The sequence below is a fragment of the Labrys sp. E2SS-1L genome, assembly GCF_057073705.1.
The window spans coordinates 861,140-881,684 of the sequence record NZ_CP172712.1 but is presented as its reverse complement, the minus strand read 5'-3'; the positions used below and the strand labels follow the sequence as shown (position 1 = coordinate 881,684).

At 65.1% G+C, this 20,545-nt stretch carries 21 protein-coding genes; 14 read left to right on the top strand and 7 right to left on the bottom strand.

Features of this window, described 5'->3' with window-relative positions; translation table 11 throughout:
• Positions 1–60: 60 nt before the first annotated feature.
• Both ACIGJE_RS04055 and olsB read left to right on the top strand, forming a co-directional pair.
• Positions 61–705, top strand: a complete 645-nt coding sequence (locus ACIGJE_RS04055) for a Pr6Pr family membrane protein (RefSeq protein ID WP_415081804.1) — start codon at positions 61–63, stop codon at positions 703–705.
• 124 nt (positions 706–829) lie between these two features.
• On the top strand, positions 830–1,753 hold the full coding sequence (gene olsB, locus ACIGJE_RS04050; RefSeq protein ID WP_415082047.1) for a l-ornithine N(alpha)-acyltransferase: 924 nt from the start codon (positions 830–832) through the stop codon (positions 1,751–1,753).
• Positions 1,754–1,829: 76 nt separating this feature from the next.
• On the opposite strand, the gene ACIGJE_RS04045 is transcribed toward olsB, so the two are convergent.
• Complete coding sequence (locus ACIGJE_RS04045) at positions 1,830–3,875, bottom strand: M3 family metallopeptidase (RefSeq protein ID WP_415081806.1); 2,046 nt, start codon at positions 3,873–3,875, stop codon at positions 1,830–1,832.
• Between the two features lie 86 nt (positions 3,876–3,961).
• Between ACIGJE_RS04045 and ACIGJE_RS04040 the strand changes: the two genes are divergently transcribed.
• Together ACIGJE_RS04040 and ACIGJE_RS04035 are read left to right on the top strand one after the other, a co-directional pair.
• On the top strand, positions 3,962–4,630 hold the full coding sequence (locus tag ACIGJE_RS04040; RefSeq protein WP_415081808.1) for a sulfite oxidase-like oxidoreductase: 669 nt from the start codon (positions 3,962–3,964) through the stop codon (positions 4,628–4,630).
• Between the two features lie 73 nt (positions 4,631–4,703).
• Complete coding sequence (locus ACIGJE_RS04035) at positions 4,704–5,300, top strand: REP-associated tyrosine transposase (RefSeq protein WP_415081810.1); 597 nt, start codon at positions 4,704–4,706, stop codon at positions 5,298–5,300.
• A 60-nt stretch (positions 5,301–5,360) separates the two neighbouring features.
• On the opposite strand, the gene lepA is transcribed toward ACIGJE_RS04035, so the two are convergent.
• Both lepA and ACIGJE_RS04025 read right to left on the bottom strand, forming a co-directional pair.
• Positions 5,361–7,169, bottom strand: a complete 1,809-nt coding sequence (gene lepA / locus ACIGJE_RS04030) for a translation elongation factor 4 (RefSeq protein WP_311934124.1) — start codon at positions 7,167–7,169, stop codon at positions 5,361–5,363.
• Between the two features lie 96 nt (positions 7,170–7,265).
• Positions 7,266–7,619, bottom strand: coding sequence for a lysozyme inhibitor LprI family protein (locus ACIGJE_RS04025; protein WP_415081812.1), 354 nt, complete (start codon positions 7,617–7,619; stop codon positions 7,266–7,268).
• A 90-nt stretch (positions 7,620–7,709) separates the two neighbouring features.
• Here ACIGJE_RS04025 and ACIGJE_RS04020 point away from each other — a divergent pair, with 90 nt between their 5' ends.
• Positions 7,710–8,198 carry a GFA family protein gene (locus tag ACIGJE_RS04020; RefSeq protein ID WP_415081814.1) on the top strand — a complete coding sequence of 163 codons (489 nt, stop codon included), beginning with the start codon at positions 7,710–7,712 and terminating at the stop codon, positions 8,196–8,198.
• A gap of 124 nt (positions 8,199–8,322) precedes the next feature.
• Complete coding sequence (locus ACIGJE_RS04015) at positions 8,323–9,129, top strand: alpha/beta fold hydrolase (RefSeq protein WP_483679375.1); 807 nt, start codon at positions 8,323–8,325, stop codon at positions 9,127–9,129.
• Here ACIGJE_RS04015 and ACIGJE_RS04010 read toward each other — a convergent pair.
• Entirely contained in the window at positions 9,124–9,768 is a 645-nt protein-coding gene (locus ACIGJE_RS04010; protein WP_311934120.1) for an alpha/beta family hydrolase, read from the bottom strand. The two genes, ACIGJE_RS04015 and ACIGJE_RS04010, sit on opposite strands and share 6 nt — an antisense overlap.
• Before the next feature lie 563 nt (positions 9,769–10,331).
• Here ACIGJE_RS04010 and ACIGJE_RS04005 point away from each other — a divergent pair.
• The 5 genes from ACIGJE_RS04005 (at position 10,332) to ACIGJE_RS03985 (ending at position 15,630) form a co-directional block, all read left to right on the top strand.
• Positions 10,332–10,676: an ArsR/SmtB family transcription factor gene (locus tag ACIGJE_RS04005; protein WP_311934118.1), complete on the top strand. Its 345-nt coding sequence runs from the start codon at positions 10,332–10,334 to the stop codon at positions 10,674–10,676.
• Positions 10,673–11,149: an SRPBCC family protein gene (locus ACIGJE_RS04000; protein ID WP_415081819.1), complete on the top strand. Its 477-nt coding sequence runs from the start codon at positions 10,673–10,675 to the stop codon at positions 11,147–11,149. The genes ACIGJE_RS04005 and ACIGJE_RS04000 overlap by 4 nt, the downstream gene beginning before the upstream one ends.
• Before the next feature lie 353 nt (positions 11,150–11,502).
• Entirely contained in the window at positions 11,503–13,104 is a 1,602-nt protein-coding gene (locus ACIGJE_RS03995; protein WP_415081821.1) for an amidase, read from the top strand.
• Positions 13,105–13,205: 101 nt separating this feature from the next.
• Entirely contained in the window at positions 13,206–13,871 is a 666-nt protein-coding gene (locus tag ACIGJE_RS03990; RefSeq protein ID WP_483679372.1) for a GntR family transcriptional regulator, read from the top strand.
• Between the two features lie 208 nt (positions 13,872–14,079).
• Positions 14,080–15,630, top strand: a complete 1,551-nt coding sequence (locus ACIGJE_RS03985) for an ankyrin repeat domain-containing protein (protein WP_483679370.1) — start codon at positions 14,080–14,082, stop codon at positions 15,628–15,630.
• Between the two features lie 5 nt (positions 15,631–15,635).
• Here the strand turns inward: ACIGJE_RS03985 and ACIGJE_RS03980 are convergent, their stop codons facing one another.
• Positions 15,636–16,199 carry an SIS domain-containing protein gene (locus ACIGJE_RS03980; RefSeq protein ID WP_367623575.1) on the bottom strand — a complete coding sequence of 188 codons (564 nt, stop codon included), beginning with the start codon at positions 16,197–16,199 and terminating at the stop codon, positions 15,636–15,638.
• A gap of 115 nt (positions 16,200–16,314) precedes the next feature.
• Between ACIGJE_RS03980 and ACIGJE_RS03975 the strand changes: the two genes are divergently transcribed.
• Genes ACIGJE_RS03975 through ACIGJE_RS03965 form a run of 3 tightly spaced genes read left to right on the top strand, consistent with a single transcriptional unit; the run spans position 16,315 to position 17,911 of the window.
• Positions 16,315–16,896 (top strand): helix-turn-helix domain-containing protein, encoded by a 582-nt coding sequence (locus ACIGJE_RS03975; protein WP_367623574.1) that lies wholly within the window; start codon positions 16,315–16,317, stop codon positions 16,894–16,896.
• A complete protein-coding gene (locus ACIGJE_RS03970) occupies positions 16,893–17,420 on the top strand; it encodes an N-acetyltransferase family protein (protein ID WP_483679367.1) in 528 nt (175 codons plus the stop codon). Before ACIGJE_RS03975 ends, ACIGJE_RS03970 begins: the two co-directional genes overlap by 4 nt.
• On the top strand, positions 17,417–17,911 hold the full coding sequence (locus ACIGJE_RS03965) for an N-acetyltransferase family protein (protein WP_483679366.1): 495 nt from the start codon (positions 17,417–17,419) through the stop codon (positions 17,909–17,911). The genes ACIGJE_RS03970 and ACIGJE_RS03965 overlap by 4 nt, the downstream gene beginning before the upstream one ends.
• Before the next feature lie 25 nt (positions 17,912–17,936).
• On the opposite strand, the gene aspA is transcribed toward ACIGJE_RS03965, so the two are convergent.
• Together aspA and ACIGJE_RS03955 are read right to left on the bottom strand one after the other, a co-directional pair.
• Positions 17,937–19,355, bottom strand: a complete 1,419-nt coding sequence (aspA, locus tag ACIGJE_RS03960; RefSeq protein WP_483679364.1) for an aspartate ammonia-lyase — start codon at positions 19,353–19,355, stop codon at positions 17,937–17,939.
• A gap of 216 nt (positions 19,356–19,571) precedes the next feature.
• Positions 19,572–20,459 carry a LysR substrate-binding domain-containing protein gene (locus ACIGJE_RS03955; protein WP_376717631.1) on the bottom strand — a complete coding sequence of 296 codons (888 nt, stop codon included), beginning with the start codon at positions 20,457–20,459 and terminating at the stop codon, positions 19,572–19,574.
• Positions 20,460–20,545: the final 86 nt, after the last annotated feature.

Genomic DNA, 20,545 nt, shown 5'->3' with positions numbered 1-20,545 from the left:
CGGTATCATGATGATGGATCCATTGCTAAGCTGCGGATCGCAGCCACGGCGAGGTACGTCGTGACAGGCAATCCAGGGCTCGGGCGCCTCTTCGCAGCGATGATCGCGCTCATCGCAGGCGCCGCCGTGCTGCTGCAGGTGCTGCTGGGCATCGAGGCCGTGCAGGCGCGGGGCGGCAGCGCGCTCGAGGGCGTCATCCTCGTCTTCAGCTACTTCACCGTGCTCACCAACACGCTGGTGGCGATCGTGTCCGGGGCCAGCGCCCTTCTGGGAGAACGCGACGGCTTGCTGACCCGGCCGGGAACCCGGGCAGCCGTGGCCATCTATATCTTCGTGGTCGGCGTGATCTTCGCCGCCCTTCTCACCGGGCTGCGCCCGATGAGCGGCCTGACGCTTGCCGTCGACAGCGTGCTGCATCGCGTCGTTCCGGTCTTGTATGTGCTCTACTGGCTCCTCTTCGTGCCGAAGGGACGATTGAGCTGGCGCGACCCGCTGGCATGGATGCTCTACCCCCTGCTCTATGTCGCCTATTCGCTGCTCTACGGCGCCCTGACCGGCCGCTATCTCTACCCTTTCGCCGACGTCACGGTCCTCGGCTATGGCGGCGCCCTCGCCAACGGCCTCGTCATCCTGGCGGGCTTCCTTGCCCTCGGCCTGATCGTGGTGGCGATCGACCAAGCCATGGCGCCGAAAGAGCCTGCCTGATCAGGTAACGCGATACTGCGGCTTGTTGTCACAAATCCGTGCGAAAACTGTGATGATGCTGCTCCGATGGGGATTCGGGCAGGGGCTGAAGATGCCGACGACGACGCCGAAAGGCTTGTTTGCAATGATCAATCCGCGCGGCTGGGGCAGCAGGCTGCCGGCCGGCATCGTGCCCTTGGCGCCGCGCCGCCGGCTGAAGCCCGCCTTGCGCCAGCGTCGCATCGAGAATATCGGTCTGCCGATGACTCTCGGACGCATCGGCTCCCTGGAAGTGCGGTTGGCTGAGACCGCAAGGGACGTGAAGAAGGCGCAGAAGCTGCGCTATCAAGTGTTCTACGAGGAGATGGCGGCCATTCCCGACGCGCTGTCCCTGATCTCCAGGCGTGACCGCGACGATTACGATACGCTCTGCGATCATCTGCTGGTGATCGACCATGATGCTCCCACCAAGCTGGGCAAGCCGGGCGGCCGCGTGGTCGGCACCTATCGCCTGCTGCGCCAGGACGTGGCCGAGCGCCATGGCGGCTTCTATTCGGCCGGCGAATATGCCATCGAGCCGCTGATAGCCGCCCATCCCGGCCGCCGCTTCCTCGAGCTCGGCCGCTCCTGCGTGCTGCCGGCCTATCGCAACAAGCGCACGGTGGAACTGCTCTGGCACGGGATCTGGACCTATGTGCTGCATCACAAGATCGACGTGATGCTGGGCTGCGCCAGCCTGGAGGGCACCGACCCAAGCCGCCTTGCCCTGCCGCTCGCCTTCCTGCACCACCATGCTGCCGCCGAGGGCGAATGGCGCGTCAAGGCCGTGCCGGAGCGCTATGTCTCGATGAACCGCATCGCCAAGGAAGGCATCGACGTCAAGCGAGCGCTGCATGCCCTGCCGCCGCTGATCAAGGGCTATCTGCGCCTCGGCGCCACTTTCGGCGACGGCGCAGTGGTCGACCACCAGTTCGGCACTACCGACGTGCTGGTGGTCCTGCCGGTCGAGAAGATCAGCGCCCGCTATGTCGACCATTTCGGCGCCGCCGCGGAGCGGCACGCGGCGTAGCGGTGTGCCGGTCTTCAGACCGGCATGTCCAAGACGACCGTAGGGGGTCAATGCCGGTCCGAAGACCGGCACCCCCTCATGCCGCCAGGCCGCGCTTCTTCAGCAAGGCCTCGGGCTTGGGATCATGGCCGCGGAAGTCGCGATAGGCCTGCGCGGCATCCTGCCGGTTGCCGGCGGCATAGACGAACTGCTTGAGCTTGCGGGCCGTCTCGCCATCGAAGATATCGCCGGTCTCGACAAAGGCATCGAAGCCGTCGGCATCGAGCACCTCCGACCACAGATAGGAATAATAGGCCGAGGAATAACCCTCGCCCGAGAAGACATGCTGGAAATGCGGCGGCCGGTGGCGCATCACCATGGCCCGGGGCATGTCGATCTCGCCCAGCACCTTGGCCTCGAAGGCACCGGCGTCGAAGCCCTCGGCCTTATCAAGCAGATGCATTTCGAGATCGACCAAAGCGGAGGAGACATATTCCACCGTGGCAAAGCCCTGGTTGAAGGTACGGCTGGCAAGCAAGCGATCGAGCAGGGCCTTCGGCATCGGCTCGCCTGTCTTGTAGTGCACGGCATAGCGTTGCAGCACTTCGGGCTGTTCGAGCCAGTGCTCGTAGAGCTGCGAGGGGAATTCGACGAAGTCGCGCGCCACGCCGGTGCCCGAGAGCAGGGGATAGGTGACGTCCGACAACAGGCCGTGCAGGCCATGGCCGAATTCGTGGAACAAAGTGCGGGCGTCGTCGAAGGACAGCAGGGTCGGCTCGCCCTCGGCGCCGCGGGCGAAATTCATCACATTGACGATGATCGGGCTGATCGCGCCGTTCAGCCGCTCCTGGCTGCGGAAGGCGCTCATCCAAGCGCCGCTGCGCTTGGAGGGCCGGGCGAAATAGTCGCCATAGAACAGGCCGATGCTGGCGCCGCCCGCATCCTTTGCCTCGAAGGCCCTGACGTCGGGATGATAGACCGGCACGTCCTTGCGCTCGGTGAAGGTGATGCCGAACAGGCGCCGGGCCGTGTCGAAGGCCGCCTCGATGATCTTGGAGAGCTGCAGATAGGGCTTGAGCTCGGCCTCGTCGAGGTCGAATTCCTGGCGGCGCTTCTTCTCGGCATAGTAGCGCCAGTCCCAGGCCTGCAGCGCGATGTTGTCGCCCTCGCCAGCGGCCAGAGCCTCCAGGCCCGCGCGTTCGCGTTCGGCTTGGGCACGGGCCGGCTGCCACACCGAGCGCAGGAGATCGAGCGCCGCCTCGGGCGTGCGGGCCATGGAATCATCGAGCCGGTAATGGGCGAAGGTCTGATAGCCCAGGAGCCTGGCGCGCTCGGCCCTCAGCGCCACCATCTCGGCGATCAAGGCGCGGTTGTCCGTCTCGCCGCCCCCTTCGCCACGGGCCAGCCAGGCCTTGAAGGCCGTCTCGCGCAGGTCGCGGCGGGCGGAGAATTGCAGGAAGGGCTCGATCAGGGAACGCGACAGCGTGACGACATGACCGCTCTCGCCACGATCACCCGCCGCACCGGCGCTGGCAGAGCGCAGGAAATCGGGCAGGCCGGCGAGATCGGCCTCGCCGTCGAGCTTCATCGACCAGGCCTTCTCGTCCTTCAGTACGTTCTGCCCGAACTGGGTGCCAAGGCTGGCGAGGCGCTCGGAAATCGCAGCGAGACGCTGCTTGACCGCCTCGGGCCTGCCGGCGCCGGCCCGGCGGAACGCGGTGTGATAGCGATCGAGCACACGGGCCTGCTCCGGCGACAGGCCGAGTTCGGCGCGGCGGGCGAAGACGGCGTCGACGCGCCGGAACAGGGCGTCGTTCAGATAGATCGCGGTGTGGTGGCGCGACAGGATCGGCGCCATCTCGCGCTCGATCGCCTGCAATTCGTCATTGGTGTTCGAGCCGGCCAGGTTGAAGAACACCGAGGCGACCTGGTCGAGCGACCGGCCCGACCGTTCCAGCGCCGCCAGCGTGTTATCGAAGCTCGGCTCCGCTTCATTGCCGGCGATCGTGTCGATCTCAGTCCTGTTCTCGGCCAGCGCCGTCTCGAAGGCCTGATGATAATGCTCGGTGCGGATATCGGCGAAGGGCGGCGCTTCGAAGGGGGTGGACCAGCGGGCGAGGAGGGGATTGGCGTCAGCGGACATGAGGACCTCGATTCGGGTACGGCCCTTATAGCAGCCGACCTACCATCCATCGAAATATGCATTATCTTGTCTTTTTGGAGGGCACCATGGCCGATGACGAAGACCCGGCGACGCCGGCCGATTCAAAGCTCACCCGCACCAAGCAGCTCTGGGCCCAGGCCGGCAAGTTCCTCACCGGCCGGGCTTCCCGGCCTCAGAGCGACCGCCTGCCACCCGGCCAGCATCTCGTCAAGGACTGGCCGGTGCTCGATCTCGGCCTGCAGCCCGGCATCGACAAGGCGCGCTGGCAGCTCGATGTGTTCGGTGCGGTCGAAAATCCGGTCGTCTGGGATTTTGCGGCCTTCGCGGCCCAGCCCCAGGTGACGCAGGTCTGCGACATCCACTGCGTCACCACCTGGTCGCGCTACGACAATCATTTCGAGGGCCTGCCCACATCAGCCCTCGCCGAGATCGTGCACCCCAAGCCGGAAGCGAGCCACGTCGTGCTGCATTCGGCCGATGGCTACACCACCAACCTTTCCCTGCAGGATTTCCTCGGCGAGGACGTGCTGATCGCCCATGCCTGGGAAGGCAGGCCGCTGACTTCGGACCATGGCGGCCCGGTGCGCCTCGTCGTGCCCCGGCTGTATTTCTGGAAGAGCGCCAAATGGCTCAGCCGCATCGAATTCGCCAGCCGCGACAAGCCGGGCTTCTGGGAAGTGCGCGGCTATCACAATCGCGGCGATCCCTGGCGGGAGGAGCGCTACAGCGAGTGAGGGGCGTTGGCCGTTCCTGGGATCGCCAGCATCCTGCTGGCTCTTGATAGCCCTCATCGTGGTCGCCGTTCCCATGAAGACCCTCCAAACAGAATGGTATTCACGCGGCTATCTTCCTCACTGGGAAGCTGGCGAGGCTCTGCAGTCCATCTGCTTTCGGCTCGCGGATTCATTGCCGCTGCCTATCGTGAAGCAGGCGTTGGCCGACCTGTCCCAAATACCTGAAGAAAAAGCCGTGATTGAACAGCGGAAGCGCTTGGAGGAGATACTCGATCGAGGGCACGGCGAAGCATTCCTGACCTCGCCCAAGGTTGCGAATATCGTTCGGACTGCTCTGTTTTTTTTCGACGGAACTCGATACCGGCTCCACGCCTGGTGCATCATGCCCAATCACGTTCATGCCCTGATGACGCCCGTCGGCGGGCACGCCCACAGCTCTATAGTCGGTTCCTGGAAGTCCTATACGGCACTCGGTATAAACCGGCTGCTGCAACGGGAAGGGAAGGTCTGGTTCCGGGAATATTTCGACCGGAAGATCCGTGACGAGCGCCATTTCGAGGCTGCCCGCTACTATATCGAACAGAATCCGGTACAGGCTCGTCTGTGCGAAAAGGCCGAGGATTGGCTCTTCTCGAGCGCGACACCTCACTCGAAAACCCTCACTCCCTGAGTGAGGGTTTTAAGATGCCAGCAAGATGCTGGCGGTCCCAGGAAAAGCCGCCGGCTCCGCTTACCCATCCACCTTGAGCGCGGCGATGAAGGCTTCCTGCGGGATGTCGACGCTGCCGAACTGGCGCATCTTCTTCTTGCCTTCCTTCTGCTTCTCCAGAAGCTTCCGCTTGCGGGAAATGTCGCCGCCATAGCACTTGGCGGTGACATCCTTGCGCAAGGCCCGGATGGTCTCTCGGGCAATGATCTTGGCGCCGATCGCCGCCTGGATCGGGATGACGAACATGTGCTGGGGGATGAGGTCCTTCAGCTTCTCGCACATGGCGCGGCCGCGGCTCTCGGCCCGGTCGCGATGCACCAGCATCGACAGCGCGTCCACCGGCTCGGCATTGACCAGGATCTGCATCTTGACCAGATCGCCTTCCTTGTAGTCGGTCAGATGATAGTCGAAGGACGCATAGCCCTTCGATACCGACTTCAGGCGGTCATAGAAGTCGAACACCACCTCGTTGAGCGGCAAATCGTACTGCACCATGGCGCGCTTGCCGACATAGTTGAGGTCGACCTGCACGCCGCGCCGATCCTGGCAGAGCTTGAGGATCGAGCCGAGATAGTCGTCCGGCGTCAGGATGGTGGCGCGGATCCACGGCTCCTCGATCGAGGTGATCTTCACGACATCCGGCATGTCGACCGGATTGTGCAGCTCGATATGGCTGCCATCGGTCATGTTGATCTTGTAGATGACAGAGGGTGCCGTGGCGATCAGGTCGAGATTGAACTCACGCTCCAGGCGCTCCTGGATGATTTCCAGATGCAGGAGGCCGAGGAAGCCGCAGCGGAAGCCGAAGCCGAGCGCCGCGGAGGATTCCATCTCGAAGGAGAACGAGGCGTCGTTGAGGCGAAGCCGCCCCATGGCGGCGCGCAGATCCTCGAACTGCGCCGCATCCATCGGGAACAGGCCGCAGAACACCACGGGCTGGGCCGGCTTGAAGCCCGGCAGCGGCACGATGTTGGTGTTCTTGCGATCGTCGGTGATGGTATCGCCGACGCGGGTATCGGCCACTTCCTTGATCGCCGCCGTGATGAAGCCGATCTCGCCCGGCCCAAGCTCGGCGATGGCCTGCATCTTCGGCCTGAACACACCGAGGCGATCGACCTCGTATTGGGCGTTGGTGCCGATCATCTTGACGCGCTGGCCCTTCTTGAGCGTGCCGTCGAAGATGCGCACCAGCACGACCACGCCGAGATAGGCGTCGTACCAGCTATCCACCAGCAACGCCTTGAGCGGGGCGTTGCGGTCGCCCTTGGGCGCCGGCAGGCGGGTGACGATGGCTTCCAGCACCAGGTCGATGTTGAGGCCGGTCTTGGCCGAGATCGGCACGGCCTCGGAGGCGTCGATGCCGATCACGTCCTCGATCTGCTGCTTGATGCGATCGGGCTCGGCCGCCGGCAGGTCGATCTTGTTGAGCACCGGCACCAGCTCGTGATTGGCATCGATGGCGTGATAGACATTGGCGAGTGTCTGCGCCTCGACGCCTTGGGAGGCATCGACCACCAGGAGCGAGCCCTCACAGGCCGCCAGCGAGCGTGAGACCTCATAGGCGAAGTCGACATGGCCGGGCGTGTCCATCAAATTGAGGACATAGTCCTTGCCGTCCTGGGCACGATAGTTCAGGCGCACGGTCTGCGCCTTGATGGTGATGCCGCGCTCGCGCTCGATATCCATGGAATCGAGCACCTGCTCGACCATTTCGCGGTCGGTCAGCGTGCCCGTGGCCTGGATCAGACGATCGGCAAGGGTGGACTTGCCGTGGTCGATATGGGCCACGATGGAGAAATTCCGGATATTTTCGATCAGTTCTTCGCTCATCCGCGCGCAATAGCAGGAAGGGATTGCAACGCCAAGGACAAATGGGGATTCCAGGCCGCCGCAGGCCCCGGTTTGCGGGGCCTGCCGGCTCTCCGGCTAGAACGGGCCGTGCGAAGCGATGTTGCGGATGACCTCGTCCAGCATGCCGATCCTCTCGCCATAGACCTTGTCGAGGCAAGCGGTGTCGGCGCCGCAGGCCTCGCGCGTCTTGATCCAGGCCTGCTGGGCCTCGCCGATATTGCCGCGCTGGCCCATTGCCACCAGCGACATCGAGACGCCGTAGAGCGTGGCCATGCGGGCTTCGGCCTGACCGAGGGCGTAACTGCCGCAGACGGCCTTTTCGGCCGGCGAGGCCGCCTTGGCGCAGTCGAGCGGCGCATACTCGCCCGCCTGCGCAGCGGAGGAGGACAGCAGGGCTGCGGCGGCGATGATGACGAATCTGCCTTTCAAGGGTCATCCTTTCCGGATTGGATGGCGAGGAGGCTCCGGCCGAAAGCCGATCATCTCGTCCACCTGGACCAAAACTATAGGGAAACGCACATGCTGCTGAAAGGATCCTGTCATTGCCGCGCCGTGACGTTCAGCGTCGATGCAATGAGCCCCGCCCCCTTCATGCATTGCCACTGCTCGATCTGCCGCAAGACGGCGGGATCGGGCGGCTATGCCATCAATCTCGGCGCCCACGCCGACAGCCTGAAGGTGGAGGGGCGCGAGCATCTGCGCGTCTATCACGCCGTGTTGCGCGAAGAGGGACAGCCCGACCAGCGCTCGCCGGCCGGGCGGCATTTCTGCGGGGAGTGCGGCAGCGCGCTCTGGCTGTGGGATCCGCGCTGGCCGGAGCTGGTCCATCCCCATGCCTCGGCGATCGATACGCCGCTGCCGAAGCCGCCGGAAATCGTGGAGATGATGCTCGCGGATGCACCGGATTGGGTCGATGTACCATCCGGTCCCGGCTATCTGCATTTCGATACCTATCCCGAGGAATCGCTGGACGACTGGCACCGGCGTCATGGCCTGCTGAGCGAATGAAGCGGGCGGGATCGGCCAGGGGCTGCCTGCCTGAACAAGAGCACTTGCTGTTTGCAATTGGTCCGGATGTGGTAAACCGACACCAAGGACCCCCGGATTGCTACCGGGACAGGAAGGAACGGCCATGAGCACGCAGGATGACGATCTCAGCCATTTCCACGCCTATGGCGCCCCGCCGCTGCCGCCGGCCGATATCGAGGGCTGGCTCGAGCATGACGGCGCCCGCATCTGGCATGCGTCCTATGGCGACGGGCCGCCGGTGATCCTGCTGCATGGCGGTCTCGGCCACGCCGGCAACTGGGGCTACCAACTGAATGATCTGCGGGCCGCCGGCTATCGCGTCGTGCTGGTCGACAGCCGCGGCCACGGCCGCAGCACACGCGACGACAGGCCCTATTCCTATGAGCTGATGGCCTCCGACGTGCTGGCGGTGATGGATCGGCTCGGCCTCGAGAAGGCCCGCTTCGTCGGCTGGAGCGACGGCGCCTGCATTGCCCTGGTGCTGGCCGCCCAGTATCCCACGCGCGCGGAGGGCGTCTTTTTCTTCGCCTGCAATATGGACCCCAGCGGCACCAAGGAGATGGAGCCCAGCACGGCACTCGACCGCTGCTTTGCGCGCCATCGCCAGGATTACGCCGCGCTGTCAGCCACGCCCGACAGCTTCGAGCCCTTTGTTGCCGCCGTCAGCGAGATGATGCGCACCCAACCCAATTATAGCGCGAACGATCTAAGCGTTATCGATGTACCGGTGCAAATCGTGCTGGGCGAGCATGATGAGTTCATCCGACCCGACCATGCCGCCTATCTGGCCCGCACCATTCCCGGTGCGACGCTGACCATTCTGCCGGGCGTGAGCCATTTCGCGCCGCTGCAGCGGCCGGCGCTTTTCAGCCGGGCGGTGCTCGACTTTCTCGGCACGCTGCCGTCATGACTTCGTGATGCGGGCGGCCCAGGCCGAAACGCGAGCGGCCATGGTACGCAGGTGATCGGCGGCCGAAAAGCCGGAGACGGCCTTGCGCGGCTTGAGGTCATGGTCGCCATCCTCCAGCCACAGGATCTCGATGCGAGGCGACAAGGCGTAGGTCGCAACCTCGTCCCGCGTGCCGAAAAGATCGCGCGTTCCCTGGGCGATCAGGGCCGGCGTGCGCATGCCGGCGAGATGGGCGGTGCGCAACTGCTCGGACTTGCCGATGGGATGGAAGGGATAGCCGAGGCAGAGCAGGCCGGCGATGCGGCCCTCGGCATGGAGATCGTCGGCGATCAGGCTGGCGACGCGGCCGCCCATCGACTTGCCGCCGATGATGAGAGGGCCAGCCGCTCCCAATGCCTGAATGGCGGCGCGATATTCGCCTTCCAGCGTCTCCGCCCGCGGCGGCGGCTTGCGGGCACCCGATTGGCGCCGGGCCGCCATATAGTCGAATTCGAACCGGGCAACGCGCAATCCGGCCGCAGCGAGCGCCTCAGTACTGGCCGACATTGCGGCCGAATCCATCGGAGCCCCGGCCCCGTGCGCGAGCAGGAGGGTGACCCCGGCCCCCTCGGGTCCATCCATCAGAAAGCGCAGCGCCATGTCGATACCTTGTCCCAAGCCCAAGTGGCGGCACGCCGGGGGCACGCCTTGTCGTCATCAAAGGCCGGCACGGTGATTCATGCAATTGCCGCGGTATTGGTTGGCTCTGCCCTCACGAAGGAGAGAATTCTTCGCATGCCGTTGCGTTCAGGAAACGCGTTCCTCACGGAGCAATTGTCCGAGCAAAGAAGCCATGATCGAGGAAGACAAGCAGTATAGGAGGATGCAAACCAACCAGGACATTATTTCCTCCAACTCAGCCTGGCATCAGACTGTCCAGTTACCGATACGTCGCTTGCTTCAGCCGGGGCGATCGACATTTTGATCGATCCGCCTGGGTCGTTGACGTGCAACTACCTTTCGTCACTCATACCTTCATATTATCGAGACTGAGGGTCATGGCAATCAACAATACGCTCGTACGTTCGATTTAGAGTCATAATTATTATTCAAATTGTTTGAATTGTATATTTGCCGCCCGGGAAGGCTGGCCGGAGACGGGGTTCGAAGCGCAGGCCGGACGAGGTCCTTGCGGTTTGGGCGCCGATTTGATACTTAGCCTGATGGCTTATCGTACCGAGCAGCTCGACGAGATCTTCCTGGCCCTGGCGGATCCAACCCGTCGCGCCGTGCTCGGACGCCTGGGGCAGGGGCCGGCCAGCATCAGCGACCTCGCCGAGCCCTTCGACATGGCCCTGCCCTCCTTCATGAAACATATTCGCATGCTCGAGGACACGGGCCTGATCAGCACCCGCAAGCAGGGGCGCGTGCGAACCTGCACCATCGAGAAACAGGCTTTCGCCGCGGTCGAGGGCTGGCTGGCCGCCCAGCACGCCGTGTGGGAAGGTCGAACCGACAGGTTGGAGCGCCTGGTTGCCACCCTGCTCGACAAGGAGCCGCCGACGTGAGCCGTCACTTCGATCCCGAACGCGACCTCCGCATCACCCGCATCATCAAGGCCCCGCGGGCCACCGTGTGGCAGGCCTGGACCCAACCCGCCCTCTTCGAACAATGGTGGGTACCTGCTCCTGCCCGATGCCAGGTCGTCGAGATGGACCTGTCGCCGGGCGGTGCTTTCGTGACCCGGATCAGCGAGAATGGCGGCAGCTTCCAGCCCCATCTCGACGCCTGCTTCCTGACTGTCGACGACCGGCAGCGCATCGTCTTCACCAATGCGCTCACCAGTGGCTGGCGCCCCGCCGAACAGCCTTTCATCACGGCGGTCATCGATTTCGCCGACCATCCGGACGGAACCGGCTACACTGCCCATGTCATGCACAAGAGCAATGGCGACCGCGCCCTGCATGAAAAGATGGGCTTCCATGACGGTTGGGGCACCGTGATAGGGCAGCTGGCAGCGCTGGTCGAAGACCGAGGGTAACCGCGGCGCCGGGCGCGATTCCTGGAGTCTGGTGCATCCGATCGGAAAACGGTCGGCGGCATCTAGGCACAAGCGGCGCGCAGCAGAGTCCCGGCGTCCCATTGCGAAAGCCACTCTCTTCATGCCGAGCTTGCGGTCGCGACTGACTGAGGCCCGCACCATGCGCGCCGGGCGACGACGCGCGCCGTCGACCTCAAGCAGATCGCAGAAACTCGGTTCGCTTATTGCATAAGTAAATGCTTCTTATGTATTTTTAATCTATATTTTTGTATACAATTTAATTGCTCGGTGACACAGAGTCTGACAGTGTGTGGACACGGCCTCACCCAGAAGGCTGATCGAGGAGGTGTCCCATGGCCAGCAAGCAAAGCGGCGGCATATCGCAACCCACGCAGGAGCGTGGCATCAGCAGACGCGGTTTCCTGAATCTGAGCGCGAAGGGTTTGGCGGGCGCGGCATCGGCCGCTCTTGTCGGCCAGGCGGCCTGGTCCGGCCGGGCCCTGGCAAAAACAGCGCCCTCCGACATCGTGATGATGGATGCCATTCCGCTTTCGCAGGCGATCAAGTCGAAATCCATCTCCTGCGTGGAGGTGATGACGGCCTATCTCGATCACATCGACCGTTTCAATCCCACGGTCAACGCCATCGTTTCCCGACAGGATCGCGGCGACCTCCTCAAGCAGGCCGGGGAACGCGACGCCCAGCTCGCCCGCGGTGACTATGCCGGCTGGATGCATGGCTTCCCGCAGGCGATCAAGGACCTCGCCGATACCAAGGGCATCCCCACCACGCAGGGCTCGCCTCTGTTCAAGGATCGCATTCCCAAGGCCGATGCGATCTTCGTCGACCGCATGAAGCGTGCAGGCAGCATCGTCATCGGCAAGACCAACACGCCGGAGTTCGGGCTGGGGTCGCAGACCTACAACCAGGTCTTCGGCACCACGCTGAACGCCTATGACCACAGCAAGACCTCGGGCGGCAGCAGCGGTGGCGCCGCAGTGTCCCTGGCCATGCGCATGCTTCCGGTCGCCGATGGCAGCGACCATGCCGGCTCGCTGCGCAACCCGTCGGCCTTCAACAATGTGCTGGGCTTCCGCACCTCCTTCGGGCGGGTGCCCTCGCCCGGTGCCGATGTGTTCGATGCCGCGCTGGGCGTGAACGGGCCGATGGCGCGCAATGTCTCGGATCTTGCCCTGCTGCTCGCGGTGCAGTCGGGCTACCACGCTGCCGCGCCTCTTTCCCTCCACGAGGATCCCACCCGCTTCACCGAGCCCTTGAAGCGCGATCTCAAGGGCGTGCGCATCGCCTGGCTCGGCGATTGCGGCGGCTACCTGCCCTTCGAACCGGGCGTGCTCGAGCTCTGCAAGACGGCGCTCAAGACCTTCGAAACGCTCGGCTGCACCGTCGAGGAAGCCCGGCCCGATTATCCGATCGAGAATGTCTGGCGCAACTGGCTGCCGCTGCGCGCCTGGCAGACCGGCTCAGGCCTGAAGGTGCTCTATGACGATCCGGCCAAGCGCGCCCTGCTCAAGCCGGAGGCGCAATGGGAGATCGAAAACTATCTGAAGCTCAGCGCCGTCCAGCTCTCCGATGCCGCCGCCGCCCGCACGCAGTGGTATCAGGCGGTCCGCACCTTCATGGAGCGCTATGACTACTTCATCCTGCCGTCGGCGCAGGTGTTCCCCTTCGACGCCACCACGCATTGGCCCAAGGAGGTCAACGGCCGCGCCATGGATACCTATCATCGCTGGATGGAGGTGGTGATCCCGGTCACCATGTCGGGCTGCCCGGCGATGAGCGTGCCTGCCGGCTTCAACGAACGCGGGCTGCCCATGGGCATGCAGCTCGTGGGCCGCAACCATGCCGAGATGTCCGTGCTGCAGCTCGCTTACGCCTATGAGCAGGCCACGGGCTGGCCGCAGAACAGGCTGCCGCCGGCGCTCAAGCCAGCCTGATGCAAACAGGCGAGGCGGCCGAACCGGCATGCCTCGCCTTCCACGGCGCCGTAAAGGCAATCACGGCTTGCCGGCATCGGCAGAAGGCGCGATATGGGCCTATGACCGAGCGCCGAGCCACCCAATTGCGGGATTCGATCGAGGACGAGATTGCCACCGGGCAGCTGAAGCCGGGTGAGCGTCTTGACGAAGTGTCCCTGGCCGAGCGTTTCGGCGTGTCGCGCACGCCGATCCGCGAGGCGCTGCAGCAGCTCGCCGCCGCCGGGCTGGTGGAGCTGCGAACCCGCCGGGGTGCCATCGTCAGCGCGCCTGACGCCAGCCAGCTCATGGAAATGTTCGAGGTCATGGCGGAACTGGAGGCGATGTGCGGGCGCCTCGCCGCCCGCCGTCTCCTGCCCGAGGACGAGCAGGCTCTCGTGGCGGCCCTGGCGGCCTGCCAGGAGGCGGCCGCCAATGGTGATCCCGACAGCTATTACTATGAGAACGAGACGTTTCATCGCGTCATCTACCGCGCCAGCGGCAACAAGTTCCTCGCGAGCCAGGCCGTGGCCCTCAACAAGCGCCTGGCTCCCTTCCGCCGCCTGCAGCTGCGCGTGCGCAATCGCATGGGGACCTCGCAGGCCGAGCATGAGGCGGTGGTCGCCGCCATCCGCGCCGGGGAGGCCCAGCATGCCGCCGAGCAGCTGCGAGCCCATGTCGCCGTGCAGGGCGAGCGCTTCGGCGACCTGATGTCATCGCTCGGCAAGACCCGGAGCGCCAGCGCGTAGGGTCCTTCTTCTCCGAATGAAAGGTGGCTGCTCCGCGACCGGGCAGGGCTTCCATCCAGGCATGAAAACTCCTAAGCTCCCTATCGGCGCTGCGAGACGCCTCCGGACCCGCGGGAAGGGCACAGCCCCCTCACAATCATCGACACCAGGACGACCTGCCCCTGTGCAGCCGATTGCGGGTCTTCGGCCCTGCGCACATGGAGGCACCATGAAGACCCTTCCGGTTTCGCCCGACCTTTCGCATCTCAAGAACCAGGCCAAGCAGCTATTGCGCGCCGCCCGCAACGGCGAGAGCGAGGCGCTTCGCCGCTTCGCCGAGCTTCTGCCGTCGGCGCGGGGCCTCGATCCGGCAGGGCTCGCCGGCCGCGAGCTCGCTCTGCACGACGCCCAGTCCGTCATCGCACGCGACTACGGCTTCCGCTCCTGGAGCGAACTCAAGCACTATGTCGAGTGGACGCGCAGCGTCGCGGCCGAGCGGCTGCGGACCTGGCTCGCCTGGGTGCTGGAGGGCAATGCCGCCCAGCGTCATCTGGCGCGCCGCACCCTCGCCGAACAGCCGGCCCTGTTCGGACAGGATCCCTGGCTCGCCTGCGTCACCGGCGACGAAGTCCGGCTCAGGGCCCTCATCGCCGAGGATCCGGCCTTCGTGAACCGCAGCGGCGGCCCTCTGGCCATGCCGCCCCTGATCGGCGTCAGCCATTCCGGCCTCATCCGCGAGCCGGACTTCAAGGAGCCGCTGCTCGCCTGCGCCCGCCTGCTGCTCGCTCATGGCGCGGACGTCAATGCCAGCTGGACGGACCCACGCTGGCCGGATTCGCCGCTTTCCGTGCTCTATGGCGCCGCGGGGCGCACGCATGACGAGGCGATGATCCGGCTGCTGCTCGAGACGGGTGCCGATCCGAACGACAATGAATCCCTCTATCACTCGGTCGAGAGTTCCGACGACGTCGGCACCCGCCTGCTGCTCGCCGCCGGCGCACGCGTCACCGGCACCAATGCGCTGGGCCGCGTGCTCGATTTCGACAAGCTCGACACGCTCCGCCTGCTGCTCGCCCATGGCGGCGACGCCAGGGAGCAGGCCTGGATCCACCATGCCATCCTGCGCGGACGCTCCAGCGCCCATGTCCGGGCCTTGCTGGACGCCGGCGCCGATCCCCGTGGCAAGGGGCCTGGCGGAATCAGCCTCTATCGTTTTGCCCAGGAGCAGGGCCGCACCGACGTGGTCGCGATGCTCGAGGCGCTGGGTGTCGAGGAAGACCTTACGCAGGAAGAAGCCTTCGTCGCGGCCTGCACGCGGGCCGACCGGGCCGTGGCCGCCGATATCCTGGCAAGGGAGCCGGATGTTCTCGCCCGCCTTTCGGAAAGACAGCTCAGGACCCTGCCTCAGCTCGCCGGCAACGGGGCGATCGAGGCCGTCCGCGTCATGCTCGGCCTGGGCTGGCCCCGTGAGGTGAAGGAGCACGAATGGTCGGCGACCGCCCTGAACAAGGCGATGTTCCAGGGCGATGCCGCCATGCTGCGCCTGCTGCTGCAAGAGGGCGCCGATTGGCGCACCGAGCACGGCTTCGGCAACAACGTCCTCGGCACGCTCTCCTATGCCAGCCAGGCGGAGGATATCGCCAGCGTCGTGCCGCAGGACTATGTCGGCTGTGCGCGGGCCCTGGTCGAGCACGGCGTGCCGCTTTCGGCCTTCGACGGCTATGATTTTTCAGACGCCGTCTCGGCCTTTCTCAAGGACCAGGTCTCGCCAGAAGCCTGATGGCCTCACTCCAGATTGGTGTGACGAGCCCGCATCGTCTCGGCGGTTTCGCCGAGGCGATTGCGCAGCTTCAGCACGATGATCTCGAACACCAGCATCTGCGCCGTCTCGAACAGCGATCCCATCGGCAGCACCGAAACCCCGCCGCCCCGGTCATCCGCCATGGTCTGGGCCGGAATGGTGAAGACGATATCGGCGAGCTTGGGTGTGCGGGCTTCGGGCTGGGCCGTCACCACCGCGACCTTGGCGCCGGCCTTGCGGGCGACACCGATCAAGGCATCGCCGATATTGGAAGCGCCTGGCCCGGAGGAGACGAAGAGGAGATCGCCGGGACCGATCGGCGGCACCGTCATGTCGGCGACGACATGGACGTCGAGCCCGAGATGGAACAGGCGCATGGCTAGGCCACGCATCTGCAGCCCTTCGCGCCCGGCGCCATAGATCGCGATACGGCCTGCCGTGGCGAGCGCTTCGATCAGGCCATCGGCGGCATCGACAGGAAGGGCCTTCACCACTCCCGCAAGGTCGTCGAGAGCGCTGAGGCTGAGGGCGGGAATGGTCTCCGGCATGGCAGGTCCAGTTTGTTGCTTAAGAAAACGAACTAAGTTTTAGGCCCATGCCAGGCGATCTGCAACAGCGGCCTTCATGCTTGACTCCACTATAGTGGATAAATATTCTTACATTATGGAATCAATCGACGCCACCATCGACACGGAGCTGGGCGGGCGCATCAAGGCACTGCGCAGCCAGATGCACCTGACCATCGATCAGCTCGCCGCGGCCAGCGGCGTCAGCCGCGCCATGATTTCGCGCATCGAGCGCGGCGAGTCGAGTGCCACCGCCCAATTGCTGGCTCGTCTCGCCGGCGGCCTCGGCGTCAGCCTGTCGACCCTGTTCGCCGCCGTGGCGCCGGTAGCTTCCCCCCTGGCCCGGCGGGCCGACCAACCGCTCTGGCGCGATCCGGCCACCGGCTATCTGCGCCGCTCGGTTTCGCCCGCCACGGCGAACGGCATCCTCGACCTTGTCGAGGTCGAGCTGCCGGCCGGCGCCCTGATCCCGTTCGAACCGCAGGCAACCTCCTTCGACCAGCTGGTCTGGCTGCAATCGGGCAGCCTCACCATGACGGTCGATGGCGAGGCCTTTCCTTTGGAGCCGGGCGATTGCCTGCATATGCGGCTGGACAGGCTGGTGATGTTCCACAATCCAGGGGACGGGCCGGCGCGCTATTTCGTCATGCTCTGCCCCTCGCGACAGGTTCCCCGATGACCGATCTCACCATTGCCATCGCAACGCCCGAACAGGCCGAAGCGCTCGTTCCCGCCCTGGCGGAAATCCTGATCGACTGCGTCGAGGGCGAAGCCTCCATCGGCTTCATGCTGCCGCTCGCCCAAGAGGAAGCCGAAGCCTTCTGGCGTGGCGTCGCCGCACGGGTGGCAGAGGGCACCGTCCTGCTGCATGTCGCCTATCTCGACGGCAAGCCGGTCGGCACCGTGCTGCTCAGCCCGGAAAGCCGCTCGAACCAGCCCCATCGCGCCGACGTACAGAAACTGATGGTGCACCGGCGCGGCCGCAATCTCGGCATCGCCCGCGGGCTGATGGCTGCCCTGGAGGAGAGCGCCCGGGCGAGCGGGCGCATCGTGCTCTGCCTCGATACCGCCACCGACTCTTCGGCCGAGCGTCTCTATGAAGGACTCGGCTGGCAGAAGGCCGGCGTCATTCCGCGTTACGCACTCTGGCCGCAGGGCGGCTATTGCGACACCACCCTGTTCTGGAAAGATTTGGATCGATGATCATCCGCCCCGCCACCCCTGATGACCTGCCCGATATCCTCGCCATCTACAATGACGCGGTACTGAACTCGACGGCGATCTGGAATTGGAACGCCGTCGACCTCGCCAACCGCCAGGCCTGGTTCGACCTGCGCAGGAGCCAGAGCTATCCCATCCTCGTCGCCGACGTCGAGGGCACGGCAATCGGCTATGCCAGCTATGGCGACTGGCGGCCCTTCGACGGCTATTGCCACACCGTCGAGCACTCGATCTACGTCGCCGGGACAGCGCGCCGCCAGGGGGCGGGCGCTGCTCTGCTGGATGCCCTGATCGGCGCGGCCCGCGATGCCGGCAAGCATGTCATGCTGGGCGGCATCGAGGCTGGAAACGAGCCCTCGCTCGCCCTGCATCGGCGCTACGGTTTCACCGAAACGGCGCGCATGCCCGAAGTCGGCCAGAAATTCGGCCGCTGGCTCGACCTCGTCTTCATGCAGAAGACGCTGAACGGCTGATGCCGAGAGGCATTCGCAACGACGCCTACAGCTTCATCTCGAAGGGCTGCGGCCGGGTGAGGTTTTCCGGCCGCAGCACGGCGTCGAGCTGCTCGCGCGGCATCAGCCCTTTCTCCAGCACGAGTTCGTAGACGCCGCGCCCGGTGGCATGGGCTTCCATCGCCACTTCGGTGGCATGGCGGTAGCCGATATAGGGATTCAGTGCCGTGACGATGCCGATCGATTGCTCGACGCTGGCGCGCAGGCGCTCGCGATTGGCGGTAATGCCGGTGATGCAGTTCTTTTCCAGCGTCAGGCAGGCGGCCGTGAGATGGTCGACGCTGCGGAACAGGCTGTAGGCGATCACCGGCTCGAAGGCATTGAGCTGGAGCTGTCCGGCCTCGGCCGCGAAGGTAATGGTGACGTCATTGCCGATCACCTCGAAGGCAACCTGGTTGACCACTTCGGGGATCACCGGATTGACCTTGCCCGGCATGATCGAGGAGCCGGCCTGGCGGGCCGGCAGGTTGATCTCATTGAGCCCGGCCCTGGGTCCGCTGGAGAGCAGGCGCAGATCGTTGCAGGTCTTGGAGAGTTTCACGGCCACGCGCTTCAGCACGCCCGAAAGCTGCACGAAGGCGCCGCAATCCTGGGTGGCCTCGACCAGATTGGGGGCGGTGATCAGGTCGATGCCGGTGATCTCGGCCAGGCGCTTGCAGACGATGCCGGCATAGAGCGGATGAGCGGTGATGCCGGTACCGATCGCGGTGGCGCCCATGTTGATCTCGCGAATCAGCCCGGCGGCTTCCGCCAGCCGCGCCTCGTCCTCGGCCAGCATCAGGCCATAGGTGCCGAATTCCTGGCCCAGCGTCATCGGCACGGCGTCCTGGAGCTGCGTGCGCCCCATCTTGAGGATGTCGGCGAACTCTTCCGCCTTGGTCTCGAAGGCCCGGCGCAGCACGCCCATCGCCTCGATCAGCCGGCCGATGCCGAACCAGGCCGCGATCTTCAGCGAAGTCGGATAGACGTCGTTGGTGCTCTGCCCCATATTGACGTGCTCGTTGGGATGCAGATGGCCGTACTCGCCGCGCCGATGGCCCATGAGCTCGAGCGCCCGATTGGCGATCACCTCATTGGCGTTCATGTTGGTCGAGGTGCCGGCGCCGCCCTGGATGAGGTCGACCACGAACTGGTCGTGCAGCGCCCCGGCCTTGATCTCCTCGCAGGCCGCCACGATGGCGGCGGTGCGCTTGTCGTCGAGCAGGCCGAGTTCGCGGTTGGCGAGCGCGGCCGCCTGCTTGATCGAGGCCAAGGCCCGGATCAGGTCCGGGCAGGTCGCCACGGTCTGGCCGCTGATCGGGAAGTTCTCGACGGCCCGCAGGGTGTGGACGCCATAATAGGCGTGCGCGGGCACCTCGCGGTCTCCCAAGAGGTCGTGCTCGAGGCGGAATGCGGTGTCAGACAAGGCAGGTTCCTCCGGCCAGGCGCCAGGGTTCCCCCCAGATCATGGCGAGTTGCAGCTTCGCGCGCGCAAGCGCGTGTTGGTGATGGATAGCCTGGCGGAACGAAGCGATTCTTGCTTTGCCGGCTCCGTTCCGCCAGGCTGGGAAGGCTCATACGCCCGGCAGAAGATCCCTGCCAATGCTATCGCGGCAAAGCCTATTCCAAATCTGCATAACCTTCAGCCGGAAGCCGCCCGTGCTGCGCTCCAGACACGGTCGACGAACGGCCGCGAGCGATCTGCACTACGGTAGAGCCGGATATCCATCGGCATTTCCGGCGCGATCACCATCAGGGTTCCCTCGGCGATCTCGTCGGCGACCAGGCTGCGCGGCAGCCAGGCAACGCCATGGCCGTCCAGCGCCATGAATTTCAAGGCCTCGGCCATGGAGCCCTCATTGGTATGGGCAAGATAGGTCGACGGTGCGCCCTCGCGGGCCTGCGCGATGGCGGCCAGCAGCCCCAGGAACGAGCCGCGCGAATAATGCAGCAGCGGCACGCGCTCGTCCCCGGCCTGCCAGCTGCGGCGTTCCGGCCGAGCCGCCACCGCCACCAGGCTGTCTCGGCCCACGGTGAGGAAGGCGAAGCGTTCGGGATCGAGCGGCACCGAGATATTGGGATGATGAAAGGTGAGCAGGAAATCATAGCCGCCTTCCACCAGGGCCTGGATGCAGGTGTGGAAATTCTCCGGCAGCACGCGGCTCGTCACCGGGCCGACCTTGCGCCGGATTTCCGTAAGCCAGCCCGGCAGGAAGGTCAGGCAGAGGGCGTGCAGGGCGGTGACGGCCAGCACCGGTAGCTTGCTGCCCTCCTGGCGGCTGCGGAACTGCGAACGGCTGAGGGTGAGCAGGCGCACCGTTTCCTCGGCCGTCTCGCGGAATTGCCGGCCGTCGACGGTCAGGGTGATCGGAAAGGTGCTGCGGTCCAGCAACTCGGTGCCGAGCCAGACTTCGAGCGCCCGAATGCGCCGGCTGAAGGCCGATTGGGTGATGTTGCGGTCCTCCGCCGAGCGCGAGAAGCTGCGCGTCTCGGCCAAGCTCAGGAAATCCTCCAGCCATTTCAGTTCCAAGGCCATTCCTTCCGGTGTGACGAGACGGGCAAGCGCGCGTGAAAGGCCGGACGTTTGCCATGTTTGGCTTCGCCGCTGCCATGCCG

Excerpts from the sequence above, each read along its gene's own strand:
- olsB (WP_415082047.1), top strand. The coding sequence starts at position 830 with ATGATCAATCCGCGCGGCTGGGGCAGCAGGCTGCCGGCCGGCATCGTG.
- ACIGJE_RS04045 (WP_415081806.1), bottom strand. The coding sequence starts at position 3,875 with ATGTCCGCTGACGCCAATCCCCTCCTCGCCCGCTGGTCCACCCCCTTC.
- ACIGJE_RS04040 (WP_415081808.1), top strand. The coding sequence starts at position 3,962 with ATGGCCGATGACGAAGACCCGGCGACGCCGGCCGATTCAAAGCTCACC.
- ACIGJE_RS04035 (WP_415081810.1), top strand. The coding sequence starts at position 4,704 with ATGAAGACCCTCCAAACAGAATGGTATTCACGCGGCTATCTTCCTCAC.
- lepA (WP_311934124.1), bottom strand. The coding sequence starts at position 7,169 with ATGAGCGAAGAACTGATCGAAAATATCCGGAATTTCTCCATCGTGGCC.
- ACIGJE_RS04020 (WP_415081814.1), top strand. The coding sequence starts at position 7,710 with ATGCTGCTGAAAGGATCCTGTCATTGCCGCGCCGTGACGTTCAGCGTC.
- ACIGJE_RS04015 (WP_483679375.1), top strand. The coding sequence starts at position 8,323 with ATGAGCACGCAGGATGACGATCTCAGCCATTTCCACGCCTATGGCGCC.
- ACIGJE_RS04010 (WP_311934120.1), bottom strand. The coding sequence starts at position 9,768 with ATGGCGCTGCGCTTTCTGATGGATGGACCCGAGGGGGCCGGGGTCACC.
- ACIGJE_RS04005 (WP_311934118.1), top strand. The coding sequence starts at position 10,332 with ATGGCTTATCGTACCGAGCAGCTCGACGAGATCTTCCTGGCCCTGGCG.
- ACIGJE_RS03995 (WP_415081821.1), top strand. The coding sequence starts at position 11,503 with ATGGCCAGCAAGCAAAGCGGCGGCATATCGCAACCCACGCAGGAGCGT.
- ACIGJE_RS03990 (WP_483679372.1), top strand. The coding sequence starts at position 13,206 with ATGACCGAGCGCCGAGCCACCCAATTGCGGGATTCGATCGAGGACGAG.
- ACIGJE_RS03985 (WP_483679370.1), top strand. The coding sequence starts at position 14,080 with ATGAAGACCCTTCCGGTTTCGCCCGACCTTTCGCATCTCAAGAACCAG.
- ACIGJE_RS03980 (WP_367623575.1), bottom strand. The coding sequence starts at position 16,199 with ATGCCGGAGACCATTCCCGCCCTCAGCCTCAGCGCTCTCGACGACCTT.
- ACIGJE_RS03975 (WP_367623574.1), top strand. The coding sequence starts at position 16,315 with ATGGAATCAATCGACGCCACCATCGACACGGAGCTGGGCGGGCGCATC.
- ACIGJE_RS03970 (WP_483679367.1), top strand. The coding sequence starts at position 16,893 with ATGACCGATCTCACCATTGCCATCGCAACGCCCGAACAGGCCGAAGCG.
- ACIGJE_RS03965 (WP_483679366.1), top strand. The coding sequence starts at position 17,417 with ATGATCATCCGCCCCGCCACCCCTGATGACCTGCCCGATATCCTCGCC.